Origin of the sequence: Salinimicrobium soli (assembly GCF_048323655.1) — a bacterium.
Classification (GTDB): domain Bacteria; phylum Bacteroidota; class Bacteroidia; order Flavobacteriales; family Flavobacteriaceae; genus Salinimicrobium; species Salinimicrobium soli.
This window is the reverse complement of sequence record NZ_JBLUWW010000001.1, coordinates 866,836-886,900: the sequence shown is the minus strand read 5'-3', so window position 1 is coordinate 886,900 and position 20,065 is coordinate 866,836. Positions and strand designations below refer to the sequence as shown.

Here is a 20,065-nt window from a genome sequence, read left to right as displayed (position 1 = left end):
ATATTCTTGAATTATGAAAATAGCAGTCTTCAGTACCAAAGCTTATGACCGGGAATATTTCGAGAGATTTAATAATGATCCGGGTTTGGAATTTACCTTTTTTGAGACTGCTCTCCATGGACATACAGCTAATTTGGCATCAGGCTTCGCGGTAGTCTGCGCTTTTGTTAATGACAAAGTGGATGCTTATACTATTGAAATATTATCAAGAATTGGGGTTAAGCTGATCGCATTGCGATGTGCAGGATTCAATAATGTGGATATTGAAGCAGCGAAAAAAAATAATGTAAAAGTCGTGAGAGTTCCTGCTTACTCCCCCGAAGCAGTTGCCGAACATGCAGTAGCACTCATCCTGACTCTAAACCGAAAAACCCATAAAGCCTACAACAGGATCAGGGAAGGAAATTTTTCCCTCAACAGGTTGATCGGTTTCAACCTGCATGGTAAAACAGTGGGAGTGATAGGAACCGGCAAAATTGGTGCGTCTTTTTGCAGCATCATTAAAGGCTTTGGCTGTAAGGTCTTAGCGAATGACACCTTCCCATCTAAAGATCTTATAGATTTGGGAATTCAATATTCACCTTTAGACGAGGTTTTCGAAAAAGCAGATATAATTTCATTGCATTGCCCGCTTACTCCGGAAACTAAACATATCATTGATGCCAATTCATTGGCCCGCATGAAAGATGGTATCATGATCATAAATACCAGCAGGGGAGCCTTGATCAATACTGCAGATATTATTCAGGGCCTAATTGACAGAAAAGTTGGTTATCTGGGGATCGATGTGTATGAACAGGAGGAAAATCTCTTTTACAAAGATCTTTCAGAAAGTATTATTCAGGATGATCTTATTTTAAGATTGATCAGTTTTCCCAACGTTCTAATAACTGCCCATCAGGCCTATTTCACTAAAGAAGCCATGGAACAGATTACGACCACTACCCTGAACAACATCAGCGATTTTAAGGAGGGGAAGAACTTAAAAAATGAGGTGGTTTAATTCCTCATGTTCTATTTCGTAAGCTGCTTGGGAAAAACCTCCGAAATTATTCACTGTCTTCTTCAGCATCTGAAAACACCGGCTCATTATCTGAAAAGTCTAAAACTTCAGCAGTGACAAAATAGTCAAGGAATTGATCTATCCCTTTCTGAAGCATTCGTTCGGTAGAGAATTTTCTGCTATTCGCCAGCACAAGACCGCCCCGGGAAAGCCTGAAGAAAAATTTACCGCCGGGATGCCTTTTTTGAGTCAACATAAATGACTCAAGATCATTTTTGATGGTCGCAATGATCAATTCACAATCTGCTTTGTCTTTGCATCCTATACTGGTAAAAATAGTTTTTCCCCTTCTGGAAGCAAAGGTGAATTTATAATCTCCGTTCAGCCTCTTACTAATTACAAATGCACTCATATCTGATCTTTCGCAAAAGCTGCAAATCTAAACATTGCTTCATTTTCACCCGTCTCGATTTCCCATTTCTCCTAAAAAGTTATCAAGAATCCTTTTTTTTTAATGAGCACCAATTAATCAAAATAAATATTAACTTTGTATTTCAAAGTACTTTTTAATATTCTTCGGAAAGCGCCTTATGAGACAAATGATCCTGGATAATGAAGAGGTTTCCTTTTTTGTAAAAAAGGATTCCATTGTGCGCCAGATATGGGGAAAGAGTGATACCGTCCTTTTTATTTTTGCCGGGGCTTCAGCTGAATTTGCCCTTAACAAAGCAGTGGATTGGCTCTATTTCACCGGCCGCCTGCCTTCAGATCCACTGGGGCGTCTCTTCTCTACCGTGGCATATGCAGGAAGAATCATTTATCTGGACAGAACCGAAGCTCTAAAAGCCATTGATCATATTACCCAAATACATCGCGTGGTGGAACAAAATCGCGGAGCTGACATTCCGCAGTGGGCTTACCGGGATGTGTTGTATATGCTGATAGATTATTCGGTCAAAGCTTTCGAGCTATTAGAGAGAAAGCTAACTGACTTTGAAAAAGAGGAAATATTTGAGGTTTTCCGTAAGGTAGGTAGCCGAATGGAAATTAAAGATCTACCCGAAAGTTATAGCGCCTGGGAAAACCAACGGGAGCTGCACCTGGAACAGGATCTTATCCGCAGCCGGTTTACTGACGATCTTTACCAACAGTACCGGAAGCATCTGGGACCTGTAAGATATTGGCTCTTAAAAAAGGTTCAGGAAATGGAATGCCCGGATAAAGTAAAAAGCTTATTGCGTCTCAAGAAGAACCATCTTATTCCCATTGCCTTGTCCGCTTATAAAGTCAGCCGCCTGATCAAAGTAGAAGGCCTTATAAAGTCCTTGCTTTTACCTGCAGCCTATAAAGAGCAGATAAAAAACCTGGACAGATATTAGCACAGATCTAAAAAATAAATTTTGCGGTTACAATTACTTTACTAACTTTGAATTTCAAAGTACTTTAAGTATGAAGCAGGAACAGGACTACATTCGCGATATTGCCGAGATCCGCTCCATGATGGAGCGCTCTTCCAAATTTTTGTCTCTTGCCGGTTGGGCCGGAATTCTGGCAGGGATCTTTGCTCTTGCCGGGGCATATTTGATATATGCGGTATTCGATTTTAATCCCGACCGGATCTTGTACACAGAGGAAAAAGGTACTCTTATTCAAGTACTCTTCACCGGTTTTGTTGTTTTGCTTTTGGCTGTGGCCACTGCCATCTATTTCTCAGCAAGAAAAGCAGCTAAACTCGGTGAAAAGATATGGAACAGCACCTCCAGGAGGCTTGTAGATGAAATGGCAGTTCCCTTGGTGACTGGCGGATTGCTTATCCTGTTGTTGATCTGGCATGGCCTCTTAGGTCTTATTGCTCCCCTAACCCTACTGTTTTACGGTCTTTCATTATATAATGCCGGAAGGTTTACCTATACCGAAATAAAGGTCTTTGGTATCCTGCAGATCATCCTGGGATTGATAAATGTATATTTTATTGAATACGGCCTGCTTATCTGGGCCATTGGCTTTGGATTATTGCATATAATTTACGGTATTTACATCCATTTAAAATACGAGCGGTGAAGATCTCAATAAATGGATTGCATAAAGCATTTGAAAACCGAATAAGACTCGGCATCATGTCAGCTCTGGCTGTCAATGATGTACTTGATTTTATATCACTTAAGGAGTATCTGGACGCCACTGACGGAAACCTGGCAAGCCATCTAAAAGCCCTGGAGAAAGAGAAATATATTGGTATGGAAAAATCATTTGTTGACAGAAAGCCAAACACCAAATATTTTATGACCAAAGAAGGAAAACAAGCCTTTAATCAACACCTGCAAACCCTTGAAAAATTGATAAAATCCCAGAAATAAAATTTTTTACACATTAACTTTGAATTTCAAAGTACTCTTTAAAATTATAAAAACCAATTAATTAATTCGTTATGGAATCCAGAACACATCTTTTTAAGAAAAGCTTTACCGCAGCCCTACCCAGGAGGGTCCTTATAGGGGCAGCATTCGCTTTGGTCCTCATTAGCCTTTTTGTAATGGGGGTAGACAATCCCGATCCCGACTGGCCAAAATCCTGGAGAATACGACCAATTGTAGTGACGACTATTGCCGGGGGAATTGGAGGTGCTTTTGCCGATTTCATGCACCTATTGAGGCGAGAGGGAGGCATTTACCGGGCACTCGGCATCGTTGTGAGCCTGATGGGGTATGTGATCATTCTTTGGCTGGGAAGCGTTTTAGGGCTTGCGGGAACTTTGTGGGACTAGACCTAAAACTTTAAGTCATGAAAGAAAAGATCTTATCAGCAATAAATGATCCGGGGAAACTGGAAAGGTATTACCGGAGCAACAAAAGTGAATTCAGGAGGAATTTCAATTCGGTTTATGCCGAGATCCATGGTAGTCCACTGGCGCAATTCTGGTATGAGAGACTGAACTTTGAGAAGGAAGAAGTGAGCTGGGGCAGCAGGAGAGAGCTCCTGTATGTTTTGCTACTGGCCCTGGCAGCAGGATTTCTGGCTAAAGTCCCCCATATTTTTGGCATCAGTGAAGATTTCTTTTACCCGCGCAACATCGGCTTTATTTTTCTGCCTTTGCTTACCGCCTATTTTGCCTGGAAGAACAAACTGGAAACAAAGCGCCTGGTCATCATTGCTGCAGCTTTTTTAGCCTGCCTGCTTTACATTAACCTCTACCCCGCTTCCTCCCCCGAAAGTGATGTTTTCATCCTTGTCTGTCTCCACCTGCCGTTGTTGCTCTGGGTGTTGCTGGGATTATCTTTCGCAGGAAACGAAGCCTCAGATCATCAAAAGCGCCTCTCCTATTTAAGCTATAACGGTGACCTGCTGGTCATCACGGGACTTATTATAATCGCAGGCGGGATCATGACCGGGGTCACCATAGGCCTTTTTTCAGCAATTGGTTTAAGCATTGAGGATTTCTATTTCAGGAATGTCGTGATCTTTGGGCTTCCTGCTGCACCCATCATTGGCACCTATCTTATCCAGGCCAATCCGCAGCTGGTGGGAAAAATTACACCGGTGATCGCCAGGATCTTTAGTCCGCTGGTGCTTATTATGTTAGTGATTTACCTTGGAGCCATGCTTTTTGGAGGCGGAGATCCTTATCACGACAGAGACTTTTTACTGGTCTTTAACCTGCTGCTCATAGGTGTAATGGCGATCATCTTCTTCTCGGTCGCCGGTGGTTCAGAAACAACGAAGACCAACCTTGAGCGATGGATGCTGTTCCTGCTTTCCATAGTTACCATCATTGTAAATGGTATAGCCCTTTCAGCAATTATGTTCAGGATTGCGGAGTGGGGAATTACGCCCAACAGGCTGGCCGTGATGGGCGCAAATATTTTGATCCTTACCCACCTGTTACTGGAGGCGACCAATCTTTATAAAACCGCTGCGGGAAAAGGGATCTTAGCTCAACCAGGGCGCGCCATAGCCAGTTATATACCTGTCTATGTGGTATGGCTGCTCATTGTTGTTTTCCTTTTTCCTCTGTTATTCAGTATTACCTAAACCTAAATATTAATCTTTAAACACCATTATTATGAAAATTACAAGACTTACAGGGCTAATGCTTACTGCGACCTTCATTTTACTTCTGCCTCTGGTAGGAATGATATTCACTTCGGAAGTTGATTGGGGCCTGCTGGACTTTATCATTATGGGCATTTTACTCTTTGGCACCGCATTTATTATTGACCTCATCTTCAAGAAAGTTAGAACTACAGAGAAGCGCATTATTTATGCGGCTATTGTCCTGGGGGTACTTTTCCTGATATGGGCTGAACTTGCAGTAGGCATTTTTGGAACCCCCTTTGCCGGAAGTTAGCAGCTTTCGAAGATATGATTTTAGAGTCCCCCGTCAGTTTCAGGAATTTTTCAAATCCCAGGAAACTGGCGTGGACTTACTTTTTTAGGTATTCCTGAAATGGGATACCATTGAGAAAAGATTTTTTTACATTTAACTGCTGTGATAAAAACAGAAATCCTTACTCATGAAAAGAACTTTTTTACTACTGATATTCCCGTTTTTACTTTGGTCCTGTAATTCAGCTAACCAGGAGGGAAAACTGGAAGATGGAGTGTATACTTATGAAAAACTTGATTGGGAGATCGAAATTCCCGAAGGCTATTCTGTCAGAAAAGCACAAAAAAACCCAGCCAAGAAAGGGGCGGTAAATCTCGTAAGCTTTGAAATAGATCCACAGAATTATTTTGCTTCTTCCGTGGAACCCTTGAAAAACAGTAAAAAACTTACTCCGCAGCAGCACCAGCAATTTCTGGCGCAGGTGATCAAGGAATCCTATTCGCTGGTTGAGGGGGTCGAGATAAAACAAGACCTGTCGAAAGAACTTATAGGTAATTTTTATTTTTATACAATTGAAACTAAAGTTCTCGATTCCAAGACTCACGAACTTGTCCTTGCTCAACGCTTTTACAACACCTATCTCGAAGACCGGGAAATGTTTAGTGTTCTTATAAATTATACTTCCGAAGAAGTAGACAGTACACTTACCGAAAACTTCAAACGATCTCTTCAAAAAGCATAGTTATGAACACCAAGATAGCTGACCTCATCAGGACCGGAAATAACGAAGCACTTAAAAGATCTATTGAACAAGACCCTTCGTTAGCTGCCGGCGCGGTTGAAAATGGTCCCAGCTATTTATTGTTTGCAGCCTATTGCAGAAATCATGAAGCGGTAGAAATACTTTCAGAAAAGAAGCAGGAAAAGACCATTTTTGAAGCCGCAGCCATCGGCGATCTTAACCTTTTGAAAATGCTTGCAGAAAAGGACGAAAAGATCGTGAACAGTTTCTCTCCTGACGGCTTTACTCCTCTTGGACTTGCCAGCTTTTTTGGCTTTTACGAAGGGGTGGATTTCCTCCTGAAAAAAGGTGCAGATCCCAATCTTCCAGCTCAAAATTCTTTTAAGGTGGCACCTTTGCACTCCGCTTGTGCCATCTCCAATTACGAAATTGCAAAGCTACTGCTGAAAAATGGCGCTGAGGTAAATGTTGCCCAGGCCGGCGGTGTAACTCCCCTGCACTCTGCAGCCCACAACGGGCAGGACCGGTTGGTTCAATTGCTCCTCGAGCATGGAGCTGACACTCATGCGAAAACAGAAGACGGAAAGACTCCGCTCCAAATGGCAGAAGAAGAAAAACATACCTCAACAGCCCGGCTTTTAGAATAACCTCAGATCTCCGTTTATACATAATCCTTAACAGAAAGAAGTTAAGGCATCGCTTTATTGATCGTTTTTTATCACGTGGGCGTTTTTTATGTGAAAAAATTACTATTTTCGGAATCCATTAACAATCTAACTTCCTCTAAAAGTCGGATTGAATTTTCGAAAACATCATTTAAATGCTTACTAAGAAACTTTACTTCCTCGCCTCTCTTACTTTTTTAATTTTCTCAGCCTGCGGAACAGATGAAACTCCAAAAATAATTCCTGATGACACTGCTCAGGGAGTTTTTATTGATTCCCCTGTCTCAGGATTACAATTTTCCTCTGATGGAATAACAGGTATGACAAATGACCAGGGAACCTTTGAATACAGGACCGGAAAGGAAGTTACTTTCAAGGTGGGAGATATCCTTCTGGGAGATGCATTAGGGAAGGAGAAAATTACACCACTTGACCTGGTGAGCGGTTCAGACATTAATACTTCAAGGGTTCAAAACATCGCATCTTTCTTACAATCTCTCGATACTGACAGGAATGCCTCCAATGGAATCAGCATTTCGGCTGATGCCAATCAGAGCTTGCAGGGGAAAGATCTGGATTTTGATTCCCCCAGTTTTGTCGATGATCTCGAAACTCTAATTGCAGAATTAAACTCGGCGAACAGTACCAGCCTTGCAGTAGTAGATCCTTTCGAAGCAGCAGTACATATGGCAAACACCCTCAACCTTTCTGATGAAATAAAACTCTGGCCAACAGTAATTGAAGGCCGCCAATGGGAAGAAGGAGAGTACTATAGTTACAATACTGTTCAGGCAGGAGAGGAATATATTCTTAAAGTAGGAACTGATCTTGAGGATGTGCGTCTCAATTTCGGGAACGGTATGGGGTATTACATGGATATGGAGTACACTCAGGACACCTTGTCTGGTTACGGAAACTTTTTTCGTGATCTTTATGCCGAAGAACCTGTTGATTCTGTTCAGGGAAGTATTTATACCAACCGAATCTCTTCTCCCGGGCTGGTATTCGATTATGGAGAAAATACTTATGCTGGCCTCAACACTTATTATAAAACAGAAGGTGAATTGGGGCAATTACCGGGAACCTATAAAGCTTTCTTTTTTGAAGAGGTATTGCTCTTTGATGAAGAGCCTGATGTAAAATGGGTTTTTCATAACGAATTGATGATTTCTGAACCCGATCTGGATGGGAAATATACCGTCACCCTCAACAGGATCGCTCAATCTTCAGATCCGGTGATCTACCACATCCAAAAAGAAGATATTGCCGGTAATAATATCATGCTTATCAGGTTTCAGAACACCGATCATATTTTCATAAAAAAGGAAGCTATGGAGCAACTTTTTGATCCCAATGAATTCCTCATCAAAAAATAGGTTTTCCGCAGAATAAATTGCTAAACTAAATCATAAATGGCTGTTTTTCTTTAAATTAGAATAACCAATTAAGTTTTCAGTCATGGCAACCATAAACATTTATCTCACCTTTAACGGCAACTGCCGTGAAGCCTTCAATTTCTATAAGTATGCTTTTGGCGGGGATTTCTCTTCGGTAAGTACGTTTGCTGAAATGCCACCGCAGGAAAACATGCCTGCCCTGCCCGATCACGAAAAAGAGAAGATCATGCATATGAGTCTTCCTATAGGAAGGGAAACAGAATTAATGGGCAGTGACTCTTCCGAAGTATTTGGCAAACCTGCTGTAATGGGGACGAACTTTTCCATTTCGGTAAGTACCGAAACCGAGGAAGAGGCTGATGATATCTTCAATAAACTATCGGAAGGAGGCAAAGTTACCATGCCCATGGAAAAGACCTTTTGGAGCCCTTACTTCGGAACCCTCACCGATAAATTTGGAATAAACTGGATGGTAAATGTGGAACCGGGGGAGAATGTTTAACTTTTCCGGAAAGTTGTCAAAAAGGTCATTTTTATCTATACTCTAATTTGAAACCTCGGTCTTTATAGCTTCAACAGTTTCCTTATTGTCAACTCCCAGGCCTTCCTGTTGATGCACCAGCACTCCTTCTTCGTCAAACACACTAATGATGTTGGAATGCGAGAAATCAATGGGAGAGATCTGTTTGTAGCTCACAGCAAGTACAGCTGCGAATTCGCGGGTATCTTCTTCGGTCCCGCGAAGAAAAAGCCAATGATCATCTGTCATATAATTCTCTTCAGAAAATTTTTTGAGACGTTCGGGAGTATCAGTGGCGGGATCTATACTTACCAGCACAAATTTCACTTTCCCCAGATCATCTTCCGGCACCTGCTTTTTAATGTTCTGCATATCTGCAACCAAACGCGGGCAGGCAGCCTTACAAGAGGTGTAGATCATCACCATCACAAGAACGTTTCCGCGAAGATCTTTTAGCTCGATCTCCTCATTATCCTGGGTTGTCCAGGTAGCCGGCAGGTTATATACCGAAAGCTCGGGCAATTCACCTGTTGGATCAGAGACTTTATTTTCGGCTAAATTCATATTCTCCCTGTTTCCCCCTTTTTCCGCATTATTACAGCCGGTGAAAAATGTCATGAGACTAAGTAAAAAGATCAGTTTTTTCATCATTTTCATTTAAAGAACTTTTCGGTCTATGTCTTTTACACACCTAAAGCCAAGGTTCTTAATAGAATAATTCGCTTTTATACTTCCGCGGAAAGCATACCGCATAAATGCCGCATAGTTCATAAGGTCTGTTGCACCAATGGCTGCCGCGCCACAGAACAGATTGTTATCTCCCGCACTGTCCCCCCGGGATTCACCCGAAATTAAGACGGAATTAAAATCAAGCGTCCACTCCCAAACCAATCCATGCAAATCGTACACCCCCCAGTAGTTCTTAAAGGTTTTGCCAATGGCATTTTTATAGGTATTGGGCGTTTCATACCAGCCAAGGATGAACTTGTTATAACCTTCATCTTCTCGAGCATCGGGTTTGGTTTTGTTGGCCATGGCGGCATACTCCCACTCATCTACAGTGGGTAACCTTTTTCCCTGGCACTCGCAATAGTTTTTAGCGGCATACCAGGAGACATTAGTGACGGGAGCATTTTGGAGGTCGCCTTTTCCAAAATTCTCATCATCCTGCCAGGTGCGCAGATAATTATCATCGGCAAAAAGCTTTTTCACCTGTGATCGTTTCCATCTTGGATGTTCCTTAACAAACTCCTGAAATTGGGCATTGGTGACGGGATAGACATCCATCTCAAAATCCTTCACCCCTACTTCGGTCTTGGTTCCGTAGAGTGGCACAAATTCCCCTCCTTTTATTTCCACCATTGAATCAGACTGGCAATAAGCCCGGCCCTGAATCAATACTGCGAAACATATTGCCAATCTGATAATAGTCTTCATACTTCTGATTTTTTGATGTTAAACCTATTTCTTAGATTTTACCATCTCTGTAGTCACTTCAGTTTTGTTATTCCCCCAGTTGTTGTATATGTAAGTAAGTACACTGGCAATATCTTCATCTGAAATGTTTTGCTTGGGCATGGCTGAATTATACACCTCTCCATTGACCTCAATTTCACCGGTCAAACCGAATTTCACGACCTCGATCGCACGATGTGGGTCGGCATTTAAATAGTCTGAACCGGCAAGTGGAGGGAAAGCGTTAGGTATTCCCGTTCCGGTAGCCTGGTGACATGCAAGACAGCTTTGAGTATAGACTGTCTTTCCTCTTTCCAGTTTCTCTGCAAGAGATTTATCTGAAACCTGGGCTTCTCCCACTGCTTCTGCTGGTTCTGTTGCAGCAACACCTGTTGGATTGTAGGTGCCTTCAGAAGTTTTTCCTGCGAAAACAACTTCATTGTCTGGTCCTTCCACCTGAAGCACCCCTAGCGCTCCTTTGTTGAAGGCTCTGAAAATTGAGTGATCAACCAAAACAAGTTCTCCAGGAACATCTACACGAAATTCCACCATAGCAGCACCTCCCGCAGGGATAAGCGTAGTTTGAACGTTTTTATTGATCATATCTCCACCTTCTACGTGGACTTTATCAAAGATTTCTCCAATTACATGGAAGGAAGAAACCAGGTTAGGACCACCGTTACCTACAAAAAGACGAACTGTTTCTCCGACTTTTGCGGTAATGGCGTTTTCACCTGTTAAGGCTCCAACCTTTCCATTGAAAACCACATAATCTGCATCTTCATTGATCGCTTTTGTCATATCAAAGGCCTGTAGACCACGTTCTCCATTCTCTCCTTTAGTATAAAAGTCACCCTGCATGATATAGTACTCTTTATCTACAGGAGGAAGTCCACCCTCAGGCTCTACGAGAATAAGACCGTACATTCCGTTTGCAATGTGCATCCCTACAGGAGCAGTAGCACAGTGGTACACATACAGTCCGGGATTAATTGTTTTGAAATTAAAAACCACTTCATGGCCGGGTGCCACAAAAGAAGATTTTGCACCACCACCGGGACCGGTCACTGCGTGAAGGTCGATATTGTGAGGCAATTTAGAATCCGGATGGTTCTTAAGGTGGAATTCGATCTCATCCCCCACTCTGGTACGAATGAAACTTCCGGGAACAGTTCCGCCGAAGGTCCAGTAAACATAACTTACCCCATCACTCATTTCCATCTCTTTCTCGACCACCTCCATATCGACCACTAATTTTGTAGCAGCCCTTTTTCCAACAGGACGGGGAACCATAGGGGGGGCAGTAAGCTCTGCCTGGGTTTCACCATATACTTTCATCATTTCCGGATCTTTTTTTGCGGCTTCTACTTTTTCGCACGAGCTGAACCCGGTTGCAACAAGTGCTGTTCCACACAGCACATAAGCTAATCTCATCTTAAAATTTTTGATATTTTTCATAATCAGAATTATTCGAATTGTATTTCAGACACAAATGTCCTATTTGAATACCTTCCTGAATATGAGCATAATCATATATCGCGAAATTTTTTAAATAATCCGATTCCAGGTAATTCTCAATAACAGGTTTTACGAAGAAAATTTTTAAAAAGGAAAGATTAGCTCAGGATCGAAAAATGAGCTTTTTCAGAAGAATTAAAGTGTGGTTTTAACCGGCACTTGCTTTTTCTTCTTTTTGCTGTTCTTTTTCTATTTGTTCCTGCTCGTTGACAGCCTGACGGTGTTCGGTATCTCCTGTCTCGTTTTGTCGGTCCTCCAGGTTCTCCAAAACTGAGATACGACCGTACAGCACAATAATATCTTTTTCCCTGACTTCCGTCTCGCCCACGGGAGCACCTATGTATTTACCATTTCCGCGGCGCAGTCCCAATACCCGGATACCTTCGTCATCCAGTTTCAGCTCATCGAGGGTTTTATTGGCCATCCAGTTCTTCTCTTTCACCCTAATCTCTGCTATCCGGTAACTCTCCTCAAGGTGGAGCAAGCCATAGTAGTCAGTTACGTCCAATTCCGTGTATTTCCTGAGAGCGAGATCTATCAGGCGGGAAAGTTTTCGATCTACCCATTTACTATAGGAGAGGACCAGTAACACCAATAATCCCCCTACCAGCACAAGTACCTCAGTTGAAAAGAATCCTGACCGTTCTATGGAGATCACACTAAAAACAACCGATGAAATGGTGGTCACCACTCCTGCATTTCCAAAAAAGATAAGGCTGGTAAGGATCTTTCTGCGCACCGGATTATTGACCACAAGTTCAGATTCCTTAGTGGTAAATCCCACTCCCAAAAATGCAGAACGCGCCTGAAATTTTGCCGCTTCTTTAGCAAGACCGGTATGCACCAAAGCCATTGCACCAATCCGCGTGATCAGGACCGATAGAGAAATTATTATCAGTAAAGATATTACGGCGGTCATAGAAGCATTTTTGCTGGTATCATCTAAAAGTTAATGAGAAAATCTCAAATTCAGGACTAACTACCCCTCAAAAATGTCATTTTTGGGACCTGTTTTTCTTCTATCTCCTTATCTTCCATTCCGAACTAAAGTATGGGAATTGAGAACTAAAAAAGATCCGGGAATTTTAAAACGACTTAAAGACTGGGCCAAAAGACTGAAGCGCGATCTTTTTGCTTTGCAGATAGCGGTGTCTGAAGACCTGGTGCCGTGGTATGTAAAAGGAATTATTCTGTTCACCGTTGGCTATGCCCTGAGCCCAATTGATCTTATTCCCGATTTTATCCCGGTTATAGGTCTGCTTGATGACCTCTTGATCCTGCCCGGACTAATCTGGCTGGCCATAAGATTGATCCCACAAGATGTTATGGAGTACTGCAGAAGGGAAGCTGAAATAAGACCCATGAAGAAAAGGAAGAATTGGATCGCAGGCATCCTGATCCTTCTTATTTGGATAGTGATCTTAGTGTGGCTTTACTATAGATACTTCTAAAAAATTTCCGAAGAACCTTCCAAAAATGCCATTTTTGAAATATAATTTTCTGCTTTGAAGAAGAAATTTTACCCCTCTTTTTTCGAATGAAGAAATCGAGAAATAATGACCCACTGACCAGAATGACCTCAGGACAGGCCTAAGAAAACAACTACCATGTATGCCGTCAATCTGGTCCGGGTCCATGTAGAAAAATTATCCTTTTTCAGGACACAAATGTCCGTATTAGATCATCTCCCCATTATGAGCCTAATCATATATGGATGAATTTTTTACGAAATCCGTTTTTTTATAAAACCTGATCCTGATCATATTTCACGGCAGCCTTAGCCATTAGTTTTGTCCCCATAAAAATAGGTATGAGCGTCATCTATTTACTCCTTACAATAAGCATTATTGTAGCGGTAGGGTTTTTCATTGCATTTATTCTGGCTGTCAAAAATGGCCAGTTCGATGATGACTATACCCCTTCCGTACGTATGCTCTTTGAAGATGAGCTTGTCAAAGAAAAATCAAACAAACCAGTAAAAATTAACAAAGACTAATTAAGAAAGTATGGAATTGCAGCAGTTCTACTACGACAACAAGATCGTAAAAAACTTCCTCTACGCGACCCTTTTCTGGGGTGTGATAGGAATGTCAGTCGGGCTTTTATTGGCCTTTATGTTTCTATTCCCCAACCTCACAGACGGGATCTCATGGCTCAGTTTTGGGCGACTTCGTCCCCTACACACCAATGCGGTGATCTTTGCTTTTGTTGGGAACGCCATTTTTGCCGGAGTTTATTACTCCACACAGCGTTTGCTTAAAGCCAGAATGTACAGTGACATTCTGAGTAAGATCAACTTCTGGGGATGGCAGCTCATCATCGTAGGTGCTGCGATCACGCTTCCGTTAGGATACACAAGCTCAAAAGAATATGCCGAACTTGAATGGCCTTTTGACATTGCAATTGCCATAGTTTGGGTGGTATTCGGCTGGAACCTTATCGCGACAATTCTTAAAAGGAGACAACGCCACCTGTATGTGGCTATCTGGTTCTACATTGCGACTTTCGTAACGGTAGCCGTACTTCATATTTTCAATAACCTGGCCCTTCCTGTTGGAGCACTAAAAAGTTACTCGGTTTACGCCGGGGTACAGGATGCTCTGGTTCAGTGGTGGTACGGGCACAATGCGGTGGCATTCTTCCTTACTACTCCGTTCCTGGGGCTTATGTACTACTTTGTACCAAAGGCTGCAAACAGGCCGGTATATTCCTATAAACTTTCAATTATCCACTTCTGGTCGCTGATCTTTATCTACATCTGGGCGGGTCCACACCACCTGTTGTATTCAGCACTTCCAGATTGGGCTCAAAACCTTGGAGTTGCCTTCTCGGTAATGCTGCTTATGCCTTCATGGGGAGGTATGATCAACGGATTGCTTACCCTTCGCGGAGCCTGGGATAAAGTAAAATCTGATCCTGTACTTAAATTCATGGTGGTCGCTATCACCGGATACGGGATGGCCACTTTTGAAGGACCCATGTTGTCTCTAAAAAATATTAACGCCATTGCACACTTTAGTGACTGGGTGATTGCCCACGTGCACGTTGGAGCCCTGGCATGGAACGGTTTCCTAACTTTTGGTATGGTCTACTGGTTAGTACCAAGAATGTTCAAGACCAAACTATGGTCTACCAAACTTGCTAACACTCACTTCTGGGTGGGAACCTTAGGTATCATTATGTATGCACTGCCAATGTATGTGGCAGGATTTGTACAGGCTTCTATGTGGAAGCAGTTCAACCCTGATGGTACTTTGGTCTACGGTAACTTCCTTGAAACGGTTACTGAAATTATCCCAATGTACTGGATGCGCGCGATAGGTGGAAGTATGTATATCTGCGGAATGTTCGTGCTGTTATTCAATATCATTAAGACCATTAAGAGCGGTTCAGAAGTAACCGATGAATTAGCCGAAGCTGCTCCACTTCAGAAGATGAGCAAGCGAAGATTGGTGGGAGAAGGTTTCCACACCTGGTTAGAGCGCAAGCCCGTTCAGCTTACAATCCTTGCTACAATCGCTATTTTAATTGGTGGAATTATTCAGATTGTGCCTACGTTATTGGTAAAATCAAACATTCCTACCATCACCAGCGTGAAGCCTTACACTCCGCTTGAACTTGAAGGAAGGGATATTTACATCAGGGAAAGTTGTGTGTCCTGTCACTCTCAGATGATCAGACCTTTCCGAAGTGAAGTGGAGCGATACGGGGAGTATTCAAAAGCCGGAGAATATGTTTATGACCACCCGTTCCTTTGGGGTAGTAAACGTACCGGGCCTGACCTGATGAGAATAGGTGGAAAATATTCAGACAACTGGCATTTCAACCACATGTATGACCCTCAAAGCACCTCTTCGGGCTCTATTATGCCTAGCTACAAATGGCTTATCACAAATGAGCACGACCGTTCAAACATCAAGACTAAAATGGAGACGATGGTGAAACTGGGAGTACCTTACACTGAAGAAGACATCGCCAATGCCGAAGCCCTGATGGATGAGCAGGCAAGCCAGATCCAGCAAAACCTGTACAACGATCCTGACTTTGTGAGAACCTATGAGGCCGACAAGAAATTTGCCGAAGAGAACGGCCAGGAATTCGTGGAAATGAAAGACCGCGAGATCGTTGCCCTTATCGCTTACATCCAGCGCCTGGGTACTGATATCAAGATCAAAGAACCTGAAACTTCAACAACTTCAAATTAATCTATTATGCTAAAGTTCATAAAAGGCCATATGGAGACAATAGCAGGTGTAGAGATCTACCCAATCATCTCGCTATCTATCTTCTTTGTGTTCTTCCTGCTGCTTTTCTGGTGGGTTTACACAGCCAAAAAAGATTATATACAAAACATGGAGCAACTTCCATTTGAACCTGAAAACGACCAAGTGTTATGAGACAAGCAATTCCTTCATGGATAAGGATCCCAGTTATCTTTTTGATCATTGCAGGCGCGCTGGAATATTTTATTGATTCCGGAGACAGCTTTGCCTTTATTAAATATCCTGTGCTGCAGGCCGTGCTGCTGGTAGTACTTTTATTCCTCATCGCTGTTGAAGTGATCATTGGAGCCATTGAAAATGTGATGTTCAAGGCCCTTACCCCCGAAGCTAAAGAACGTTATATGGCTGCCCGGGAAGAACGAATGAGAAAATACAGTTTGAAGCGACTCTTTAGGAAACTTGCCGGTACCCGGCCCATCTCTGAAGAGGGTGAATTGGAGCTAGACCATAACTATGATGGTATTAAAGAATTGGACAACAAGCTTCCGCCATGGTGGTTATACTCCTTCTATGCTTCTATCATTTTTGCTGCAGGATACCTTTTATACTACCATGTACTCGATGGAAATAATCAGGCCATGGAGTTTGAACAGGAAATGGCCGCGGCCCAGGAAGCAGTTGAAGAGTACAAGAAAAATGCTCCCGACCTTGTTAGCGCCGAAAATGTTGAATTACTAACAGATCCTGCCGAATTGGAAAAAGGGGCCGCGTTGTATCAAACTAACTGTATGGCATGCCACGCTGCAGACGGAGGAGGTGGTATTGGCCCGAATCTTACAGATGAATACTGGATCCTTGGTGGTGGCATTAAAAACGTATTCCACACCGTTTCAGAAGGGGGACGTGCCGGAAAAGGAATGATCGCCTGGAAATCATCTTTAAAACCAACAGAGATCCAGCAGGTGGCAAGCTACGTGGTCAGCCTGCAGGGGACTACTCCGGCTGCACCAAAAGAAGCAGAGGGAGATATTTGGAAACCTGAGTAATTTCAGAAGAGGTTAGAAAAAGAGGATAATGAGCAATATCAGTTACAGGGACCGCATAGGGACAATGGATGATGAAGGAAAAAGGGCTTGGGTTTATCCCAAGAAACCTTCCGGAAAATTCTATAAGTACCGTACCTGGTTCACCTGGTTTCTGCTCATTTTCCTAATTGCCAGTCCTTTTATTAAGGTCAACGGCAATCAATTCATGATGTTCAATGTGCTGCAACGGGAATTCTCCATATTTGGATTCCCGTTCTGGCCACAGGACTTCTATATTGGGGTGACCGCCATGATCATTGGTGTGCTGTTCGTCACCCTTTTCACCAATGCTTACGGAAGGATCTTTTGTGGTTGGATATGCCCACAGACCATATTTATGGAAATGGTCTTTCGTAAGATCGAATATTGGACCGAAGGTGACCGGGGAGCACAGATACGTTTGGATAAACAGGAATGGAATGCCAACAAGATCCGCAAAAAAGGCTTAAAATGGTTCCTTTTCTTCCTGGTGTCCTTTGGTATTGCTAATGTTTTCCTGGCATACCTTATAAGCAGTGACAGGCTGCTACAGTATATTACCGAAGGACCCCTGGAGCACCTCAGCACCTTTATTGCAATTCTGATCTTCACCGGGGTTTTCTATTTTATTTTTGCCTGGTTCCGCGAACAGGTGTGTACTATCGCCTGCCCCTACGGAAGGTTGCAAAGTGTGCTTCTGGATAAGAAGTCGGTGGTGGTAGCTTATGACCATAAACGGGGAGAACGTGAAAAAGGACGTTCCCGTTTCAGAAAGAATGAGAACCGTGCAGATCTGGGAAAAGGAGATTGTATAGATTGTTCCCAATGTGTGCAGGTTTGTCCTACCGGAATAGATATCAGGAATGGTACTCAGTTGGAATGTATCAACTGTACCGCCTGTATCGATGCCTGCGACGCCATGATGGAAAAAGTGGATCTGCCGAAAGGTTTGATCGGCTATTATTCCGAAGAGAATATTGAAAAAGAGGAAAAATTCCGCTTAACACCAAGAATGAAAGGCTATGCCGCGATTCTTTTTGTGCTGGTCGGGATCCTTTCAGGAATGTTGTTCCTAAGAAGTGATGTAGAAGCAACGATCTTAAGATTACCCGGGCAGTTGTATGAGACCAAGGCCAACAATATGATCTCGAATGTGTACACCTTTAAGTTGATCAATAAGACCACCGGGGAATTTGATAATATTCATTTTGAACTGTTATCGCACCAGGGAAAAATTGAATCTGTTACACATGACAAGATCACTGTTCCCGAAAAAGGCCTCGCAGAAGGGACCTTGTTTATAGAGATCAACAAATCACTGCTGGACAATGAAAAAAGCAGTCTGGAAATAGGGATCTTTGACGGTGATAAGCTTATTGAGACCACGACGACTAATTTTATGGGGCCGAGGAGTTTTAGATAAAAAAAGAGCAATAACAATTAAATGAGAAGGATATGGTATTGAAAAATGTAATTGCAGAGATGAGAACTGCCGGAAAACCGGTAGTAAAAAGGCTTCAGGAAGGAAAGGACTTTCATGTGCTGGCGATTGGTCTTGAAAAAGATGTCACCCTAAAGGAACATATAACAGATATTCCCGCGAAACTTGTCGTGATCAAAGGCAAAGTGATCTACAAAACAGCTTCCGAAGAAATTCCGTTGGAACTATTTGAAGAGCATACGATAACGGTAGGAGAATTACATTCGGTCACTGCGGAGGAAGATAGTGTGTTCCTGGTCATAAAAGGTTAAAATTAGAGCTATGAAAATGAATTGGGGAACAGGCCTGGTATTGGCCATAGTTGGTTTTATTGCGTTCATCATGTATTTCGTGATTACAATGAGCACAGATAAAGCCTATAGCCACGACCTCGTGGTGGAAGAATATTATAAAACAGAACTCGATTTTCAGCAACAGCTGGACAAGGAAACAAACGCAAGTAAGCTTCCTGAGAACATACATATGGAAAAAACTGCCGAAGGAATGCTTATCAGCTTTCCCGAAGACATGGATTTTTCTGAGATCAAAGGCAAAGTGTTCCTATACAGGCCATCAAACAAGCAACTGGATAATGAATTTCCTCTTTCATTATCCTCTCATCAATTGCTCGTACCTGATAACCGCTTGGTTGGTGGCCGTTGGAACATTTCTATTGACTGGTCCTACGAGGGACAGAACTTTTTCTTCAAAGAAGAGATCAACTACTAATGCTTTATTCCGCTTTCATACTCGGTATTCTTGGCAGTTTCCACTGCGTGGGTATGTGTGGCCCCATAGCTTTCATGCTGCCTGTTTCGCGCAATAACAAAAGCCTGCGACTATTCCAGGTCTTTCTATATCACTTTGGTCGGCTCCTAGCCTACAGTATGATAGGATTGACTTTCGGATTGGTAGGCAGAAGCCTCAATCTATTTGGATTGCAGCAGTATTTATCGATTGGTGCCGGAGTTCTTATGATCCTCTTAATAATTCTTCCTTCGGAAAAGGTTAAAAAACTGAATTTTTCGCAACCTGTCTATCGCCTCATTGGAAAGGTGAAATCTTCTTTGGGTAGTGCACTTAAGAAAAGGACACCAGACACTTTTCTCACTATTGGATTTTTAAATGGTCTGCTTCCCTGCGGACTGGTCTATATGGCGGTATTTGGTGCCCTTGCAGCAGGATCCATTACCACCGGAAGCCTTTATATGCTGCTTTTCGGGCTGGGAACGATTCCACTGATGACTGCAGCCGTTTATTTCAGCCGAATGCTGAATGCTTCTTTTCGTCAAAAGGTGCAAAAACTTATTCCTGTTTTTGTAGTAGTTATAGGCTGTTTGTTCATTATCAGAGGCCTTGGACTGGACATTCCTTACCTCTCACCTGCCCCGGTCTCAGAAATGGCAACTGCGAGTATGAGTTGTCATTAAAAGAAGTATTAAAATTATCTTATTAAATCCGGCAATGCCGGATTTTTGTTTTAAAAAAGGGCTTTTTTTCTTCACAACAAGAAAAATTTTCATTATCAATCTTGCAAAAACTTGGCTTTTAAATTAATTATCTCCAATTTTATTCTGTATTTGAATGGGCAAAATATGAGAATGATCACTTTTTGTTTTTTTGGAGTACTTTAATTGGACCAAAATGTCTTTATTCATGCGGCCTGAGATGAAA

Annotated in this window: 25 protein-coding genes; 20 read left to right on the top strand and 5 right to left on the bottom strand. The window is 42.5% G+C overall.

Annotated elements, in window-relative coordinates:
• Nucleotides 1–13: 13 nt before the first annotated feature.
• On the top strand, nt 14–1,003 hold the full coding sequence (locus ACNORC_RS04060; RefSeq protein WP_418334311.1) for a 2-hydroxyacid dehydrogenase: 990 nt from the start codon (nt 14–16) through the stop codon (nt 1,001–1,003).
• Between the two features lie 46 nt (nt 1,004–1,049).
• Here ACNORC_RS04060 and ACNORC_RS04055 read toward each other — a convergent pair whose 3' ends face one another.
• Nucleotides 1,050–1,415, bottom strand: a complete 366-nt coding sequence (locus ACNORC_RS04055; RefSeq protein ID WP_418334310.1) for a DUF1508 domain-containing protein — start codon at nt 1,413–1,415, stop codon at nt 1,050–1,052.
• A gap of 178 nt (nt 1,416–1,593) precedes the next feature.
• Between ACNORC_RS04055 and ACNORC_RS04050 the strand changes: the two genes are divergently transcribed.
• The 10 genes from ACNORC_RS04050 to ACNORC_RS04005 all read left to right on the top strand — a co-directional run bounded on the left by ACNORC_RS04050 (nt 1,594) and on the right by ACNORC_RS04005 (nt 8,633).
• Nucleotides 1,594–2,382 carry an oxygenase MpaB family protein gene (locus ACNORC_RS04050; protein ID WP_418334309.1) on the top strand — a complete coding sequence of 263 codons (789 nt, stop codon included), beginning with the start codon at nt 1,594–1,596 and terminating at the stop codon, nt 2,380–2,382.
• 70 nt (nt 2,383–2,452) lie between these two features.
• Entirely contained in the window at nt 2,453–3,064 is a 612-nt protein-coding gene (locus ACNORC_RS04045; protein ID WP_418334308.1) for a hypothetical protein, read from the top strand.
• On the top strand, nt 3,061–3,360 hold the full coding sequence (locus tag ACNORC_RS04040) for a winged helix-turn-helix domain-containing protein (RefSeq protein ID WP_418334307.1): 300 nt from the start codon (nt 3,061–3,063) through the stop codon (nt 3,358–3,360). The genes ACNORC_RS04045 and ACNORC_RS04040 overlap by 4 nt, the downstream gene beginning before the upstream one ends.
• A 71-nt stretch (nt 3,361–3,431) precedes the next feature.
• Nucleotides 3,432–3,767, top strand: coding sequence for a potassium transporter KefB (locus tag ACNORC_RS04035; RefSeq protein WP_418334306.1), 336 nt, complete (start codon nt 3,432–3,434; stop codon nt 3,765–3,767).
• A gap of 17 nt (nt 3,768–3,784) precedes the next feature.
• Nucleotides 3,785–5,032: a hypothetical protein gene (locus ACNORC_RS04030; protein ID WP_418334305.1), complete on the top strand. Its 1,248-nt coding sequence runs from the start codon at nt 3,785–3,787 to the stop codon at nt 5,030–5,032.
• A gap of 31 nt (nt 5,033–5,063) precedes the next feature.
• Complete coding sequence (locus tag ACNORC_RS04025) at nt 5,064–5,348, top strand: hypothetical protein (protein WP_418334304.1); 285 nt, start codon at nt 5,064–5,066, stop codon at nt 5,346–5,348.
• Between the two features lie 166 nt (nt 5,349–5,514).
• The gene (locus tag ACNORC_RS04020) at nt 5,515–6,069 is read left to right on the top strand and encodes a hypothetical protein (RefSeq protein WP_418334303.1); all 555 of its coding nucleotides are present in this window, start codon (nt 5,515–5,517) and stop codon (nt 6,067–6,069) included.
• Nucleotides 6,070–6,071: 2 nt separating this feature from the next.
• Nucleotides 6,072–6,716, top strand: coding sequence for an ankyrin repeat domain-containing protein (locus ACNORC_RS04015; protein ID WP_418334302.1), 645 nt, complete (start codon nt 6,072–6,074; stop codon nt 6,714–6,716).
• A 173-nt stretch (nt 6,717–6,889) separates the two neighbouring features.
• Nucleotides 6,890–8,110 (top strand): hypothetical protein, encoded by a 1,221-nt coding sequence (locus tag ACNORC_RS04010; protein WP_418334301.1) that lies wholly within the window; start codon nt 6,890–6,892, stop codon nt 8,108–8,110.
• 82 nt (nt 8,111–8,192) lie between these two features.
• Entirely contained in the window at nt 8,193–8,633 is a 441-nt protein-coding gene (locus ACNORC_RS04005; RefSeq protein WP_418334300.1) for a VOC family protein, read from the top strand.
• Nucleotides 8,634–8,675: 42 nt separating this feature from the next.
• Here ACNORC_RS04005 and ACNORC_RS04000 read toward each other — a convergent pair whose 3' ends face one another.
• From ACNORC_RS04000 to ACNORC_RS03985, 4 genes are all read right to left on the bottom strand, one after another.
• Complete coding sequence (locus ACNORC_RS04000; RefSeq protein WP_418334633.1) at nt 8,676–9,302, bottom strand: SCO family protein; 627 nt, start codon at nt 9,300–9,302, stop codon at nt 8,676–8,678.
• Nucleotides 9,303–9,308: 6 nt separating this feature from the next.
• A complete protein-coding gene (locus ACNORC_RS03995; RefSeq protein WP_418334299.1) occupies nt 9,309–10,088 on the bottom strand; it encodes a formylglycine-generating enzyme family protein in 780 nt (259 codons plus the stop codon).
• A gap of 24 nt (nt 10,089–10,112) precedes the next feature.
• Complete coding sequence (nirK, locus tag ACNORC_RS03990; protein WP_418334298.1) at nt 10,113–11,540, bottom strand: copper-containing nitrite reductase; 1,428 nt, start codon at nt 11,538–11,540, stop codon at nt 10,113–10,115.
• Between the two features lie 232 nt (nt 11,541–11,772).
• On the bottom strand, nt 11,773–12,543 hold the full coding sequence (locus tag ACNORC_RS03985) for a TrkA C-terminal domain-containing protein (RefSeq protein WP_418334297.1): 771 nt from the start codon (nt 12,541–12,543) through the stop codon (nt 11,773–11,775).
• 139 nt (nt 12,544–12,682) lie between these two features.
• Between ACNORC_RS03985 and ACNORC_RS03980 the strand changes: the two genes are divergently transcribed.
• The 9 genes from ACNORC_RS03980 to ACNORC_RS03940 all read left to right on the top strand — a co-directional run bounded on the left by ACNORC_RS03980 (nt 12,683) and on the right by ACNORC_RS03940 (nt 19,821).
• Nucleotides 12,683–13,075, top strand: a complete 393-nt coding sequence (locus ACNORC_RS03980) for a YkvA family protein (RefSeq protein WP_386779655.1) — start codon at nt 12,683–12,685, stop codon at nt 13,073–13,075.
• Nucleotides 13,076–13,434: 359 nt separating this feature from the next.
• Nucleotides 13,435–13,620 carry a cbb3-type cytochrome oxidase assembly protein CcoS gene (ccoS, locus tag ACNORC_RS03975; protein WP_418334296.1) on the top strand — a complete coding sequence of 62 codons (186 nt, stop codon included), beginning with the start codon at nt 13,435–13,437 and terminating at the stop codon, nt 13,618–13,620.
• 10 nt (nt 13,621–13,630) lie between these two features.
• Nucleotides 13,631–15,829, top strand: coding sequence for a cytochrome-c oxidase, cbb3-type subunit I (gene ccoN, locus ACNORC_RS03970; protein WP_418334295.1), 2,199 nt, complete (start codon nt 13,631–13,633; stop codon nt 15,827–15,829).
• Nucleotides 15,830–15,835: 6 nt separating this feature from the next.
• The gene (locus ACNORC_RS03965) at nt 15,836–16,021 is read left to right on the top strand and encodes a CcoQ/FixQ family Cbb3-type cytochrome c oxidase assembly chaperone (RefSeq protein WP_418334294.1); all 186 of its coding nucleotides are present in this window, start codon (nt 15,836–15,838) and stop codon (nt 16,019–16,021) included.
• Nucleotides 16,018–16,893, top strand: a complete 876-nt coding sequence (locus ACNORC_RS03960) for a cbb3-type cytochrome c oxidase N-terminal domain-containing protein (RefSeq protein WP_418334293.1) — start codon at nt 16,018–16,020, stop codon at nt 16,891–16,893. The genes ACNORC_RS03965 and ACNORC_RS03960 overlap by 4 nt, the downstream gene beginning before the upstream one ends.
• Before the next feature lie 28 nt (nt 16,894–16,921).
• Nucleotides 16,922–18,334, top strand: coding sequence for a cytochrome c oxidase accessory protein CcoG (gene ccoG / locus ACNORC_RS03955; RefSeq protein ID WP_418334292.1), 1,413 nt, complete (start codon nt 16,922–16,924; stop codon nt 18,332–18,334).
• Between the two features lie 32 nt (nt 18,335–18,366).
• Nucleotides 18,367–18,663, top strand: a complete 297-nt coding sequence (locus tag ACNORC_RS03950; RefSeq protein ID WP_418334291.1) for a cupin domain-containing protein — start codon at nt 18,367–18,369, stop codon at nt 18,661–18,663.
• A 10-nt stretch (nt 18,664–18,673) separates the two neighbouring features.
• The gene (locus ACNORC_RS03945; protein WP_418334290.1) at nt 18,674–19,120 is read left to right on the top strand and encodes a FixH family protein; all 447 of its coding nucleotides are present in this window, start codon (nt 18,674–18,676) and stop codon (nt 19,118–19,120) included.
• On the top strand, nt 19,120–19,821 hold the full coding sequence (locus tag ACNORC_RS03940; protein ID WP_418334289.1) for a sulfite exporter TauE/SafE family protein: 702 nt from the start codon (nt 19,120–19,122) through the stop codon (nt 19,819–19,821). The genes ACNORC_RS03945 and ACNORC_RS03940 overlap by 1 nt, the downstream gene beginning before the upstream one ends.
• The last annotated feature ends 244 nt before the right edge of the window (nt 19,822–20,065 follow it).

Excerpts from the sequence above, each read along its gene's own strand:
- ACNORC_RS03950 (WP_418334291.1), top strand. The coding sequence starts at position 18,367 with ATGGTATTGAAAAATGTAATTGCAGAGATGAGAACTGCCGGAAAACCG.
- ACNORC_RS04035 (WP_418334306.1), top strand. The coding sequence starts at position 3,432 with ATGGAATCCAGAACACATCTTTTTAAGAAAAGCTTTACCGCAGCCCTA.
- ACNORC_RS04010 (WP_418334301.1), top strand. The coding sequence starts at position 6,890 with ATGCTTACTAAGAAACTTTACTTCCTCGCCTCTCTTACTTTTTTAATT.
- ACNORC_RS04045 (WP_418334308.1), top strand. The coding sequence starts at position 2,453 with ATGAAGCAGGAACAGGACTACATTCGCGATATTGCCGAGATCCGCTCC.
- ACNORC_RS04000 (WP_418334633.1), bottom strand. The coding sequence starts at position 9,302 with ATGATGAAAAAACTGATCTTTTTACTTAGTCTCATGACATTTTTCACC.
- ACNORC_RS04050 (WP_418334309.1), top strand. The coding sequence starts at position 1,594 with ATGAGACAAATGATCCTGGATAATGAAGAGGTTTCCTTTTTTGTAAAA.
- ACNORC_RS04015 (WP_418334302.1), top strand. The coding sequence starts at position 6,072 with ATGAACACCAAGATAGCTGACCTCATCAGGACCGGAAATAACGAAGCA.
- ACNORC_RS03940 (WP_418334289.1), top strand. The coding sequence starts at position 19,120 with ATGCTTTATTCCGCTTTCATACTCGGTATTCTTGGCAGTTTCCACTGC.
- ACNORC_RS04020 (WP_418334303.1), top strand. The coding sequence starts at position 5,515 with ATGAAAAGAACTTTTTTACTACTGATATTCCCGTTTTTACTTTGGTCC.
- ACNORC_RS03965 (WP_418334294.1), top strand. The coding sequence starts at position 15,836 with ATGCTAAAGTTCATAAAAGGCCATATGGAGACAATAGCAGGTGTAGAG.
- nirK (WP_418334298.1), bottom strand. The coding sequence starts at position 11,540 with ATGAGATTAGCTTATGTGCTGTGTGGAACAGCACTTGTTGCAACCGGG.
- ccoG (WP_418334292.1), top strand. The coding sequence starts at position 16,922 with ATGAGCAATATCAGTTACAGGGACCGCATAGGGACAATGGATGATGAA.
- ACNORC_RS03985 (WP_418334297.1), bottom strand. The coding sequence starts at position 12,543 with ATGACCGCCGTAATATCTTTACTGATAATAATTTCTCTATCGGTCCTG.
- ACNORC_RS04030 (WP_418334305.1), top strand. The coding sequence starts at position 3,785 with ATGAAAGAAAAGATCTTATCAGCAATAAATGATCCGGGGAAACTGGAA.
- ccoS (WP_418334296.1), top strand. The coding sequence starts at position 13,435 with ATGAGCGTCATCTATTTACTCCTTACAATAAGCATTATTGTAGCGGTA.
- ACNORC_RS04005 (WP_418334300.1), top strand. The coding sequence starts at position 8,193 with ATGGCAACCATAAACATTTATCTCACCTTTAACGGCAACTGCCGTGAA.
- ACNORC_RS04060 (WP_418334311.1), top strand. The coding sequence starts at position 14 with ATGAAAATAGCAGTCTTCAGTACCAAAGCTTATGACCGGGAATATTTC.
- ACNORC_RS03995 (WP_418334299.1), bottom strand. The coding sequence starts at position 10,088 with ATGAAGACTATTATCAGATTGGCAATATGTTTCGCAGTATTGATTCAG.
- ACNORC_RS03945 (WP_418334290.1), top strand. The coding sequence starts at position 18,674 with ATGAAAATGAATTGGGGAACAGGCCTGGTATTGGCCATAGTTGGTTTT.
- ACNORC_RS03960 (WP_418334293.1), top strand. The coding sequence starts at position 16,018 with ATGAGACAAGCAATTCCTTCATGGATAAGGATCCCAGTTATCTTTTTG.
- ACNORC_RS04055 (WP_418334310.1), bottom strand. The coding sequence starts at position 1,415 with ATGAGTGCATTTGTAATTAGTAAGAGGCTGAACGGAGATTATAAATTC.
- ccoN (WP_418334295.1), top strand. The coding sequence starts at position 13,631 with ATGGAATTGCAGCAGTTCTACTACGACAACAAGATCGTAAAAAACTTC.
- ACNORC_RS04025 (WP_418334304.1), top strand. The coding sequence starts at position 5,064 with ATGAAAATTACAAGACTTACAGGGCTAATGCTTACTGCGACCTTCATT.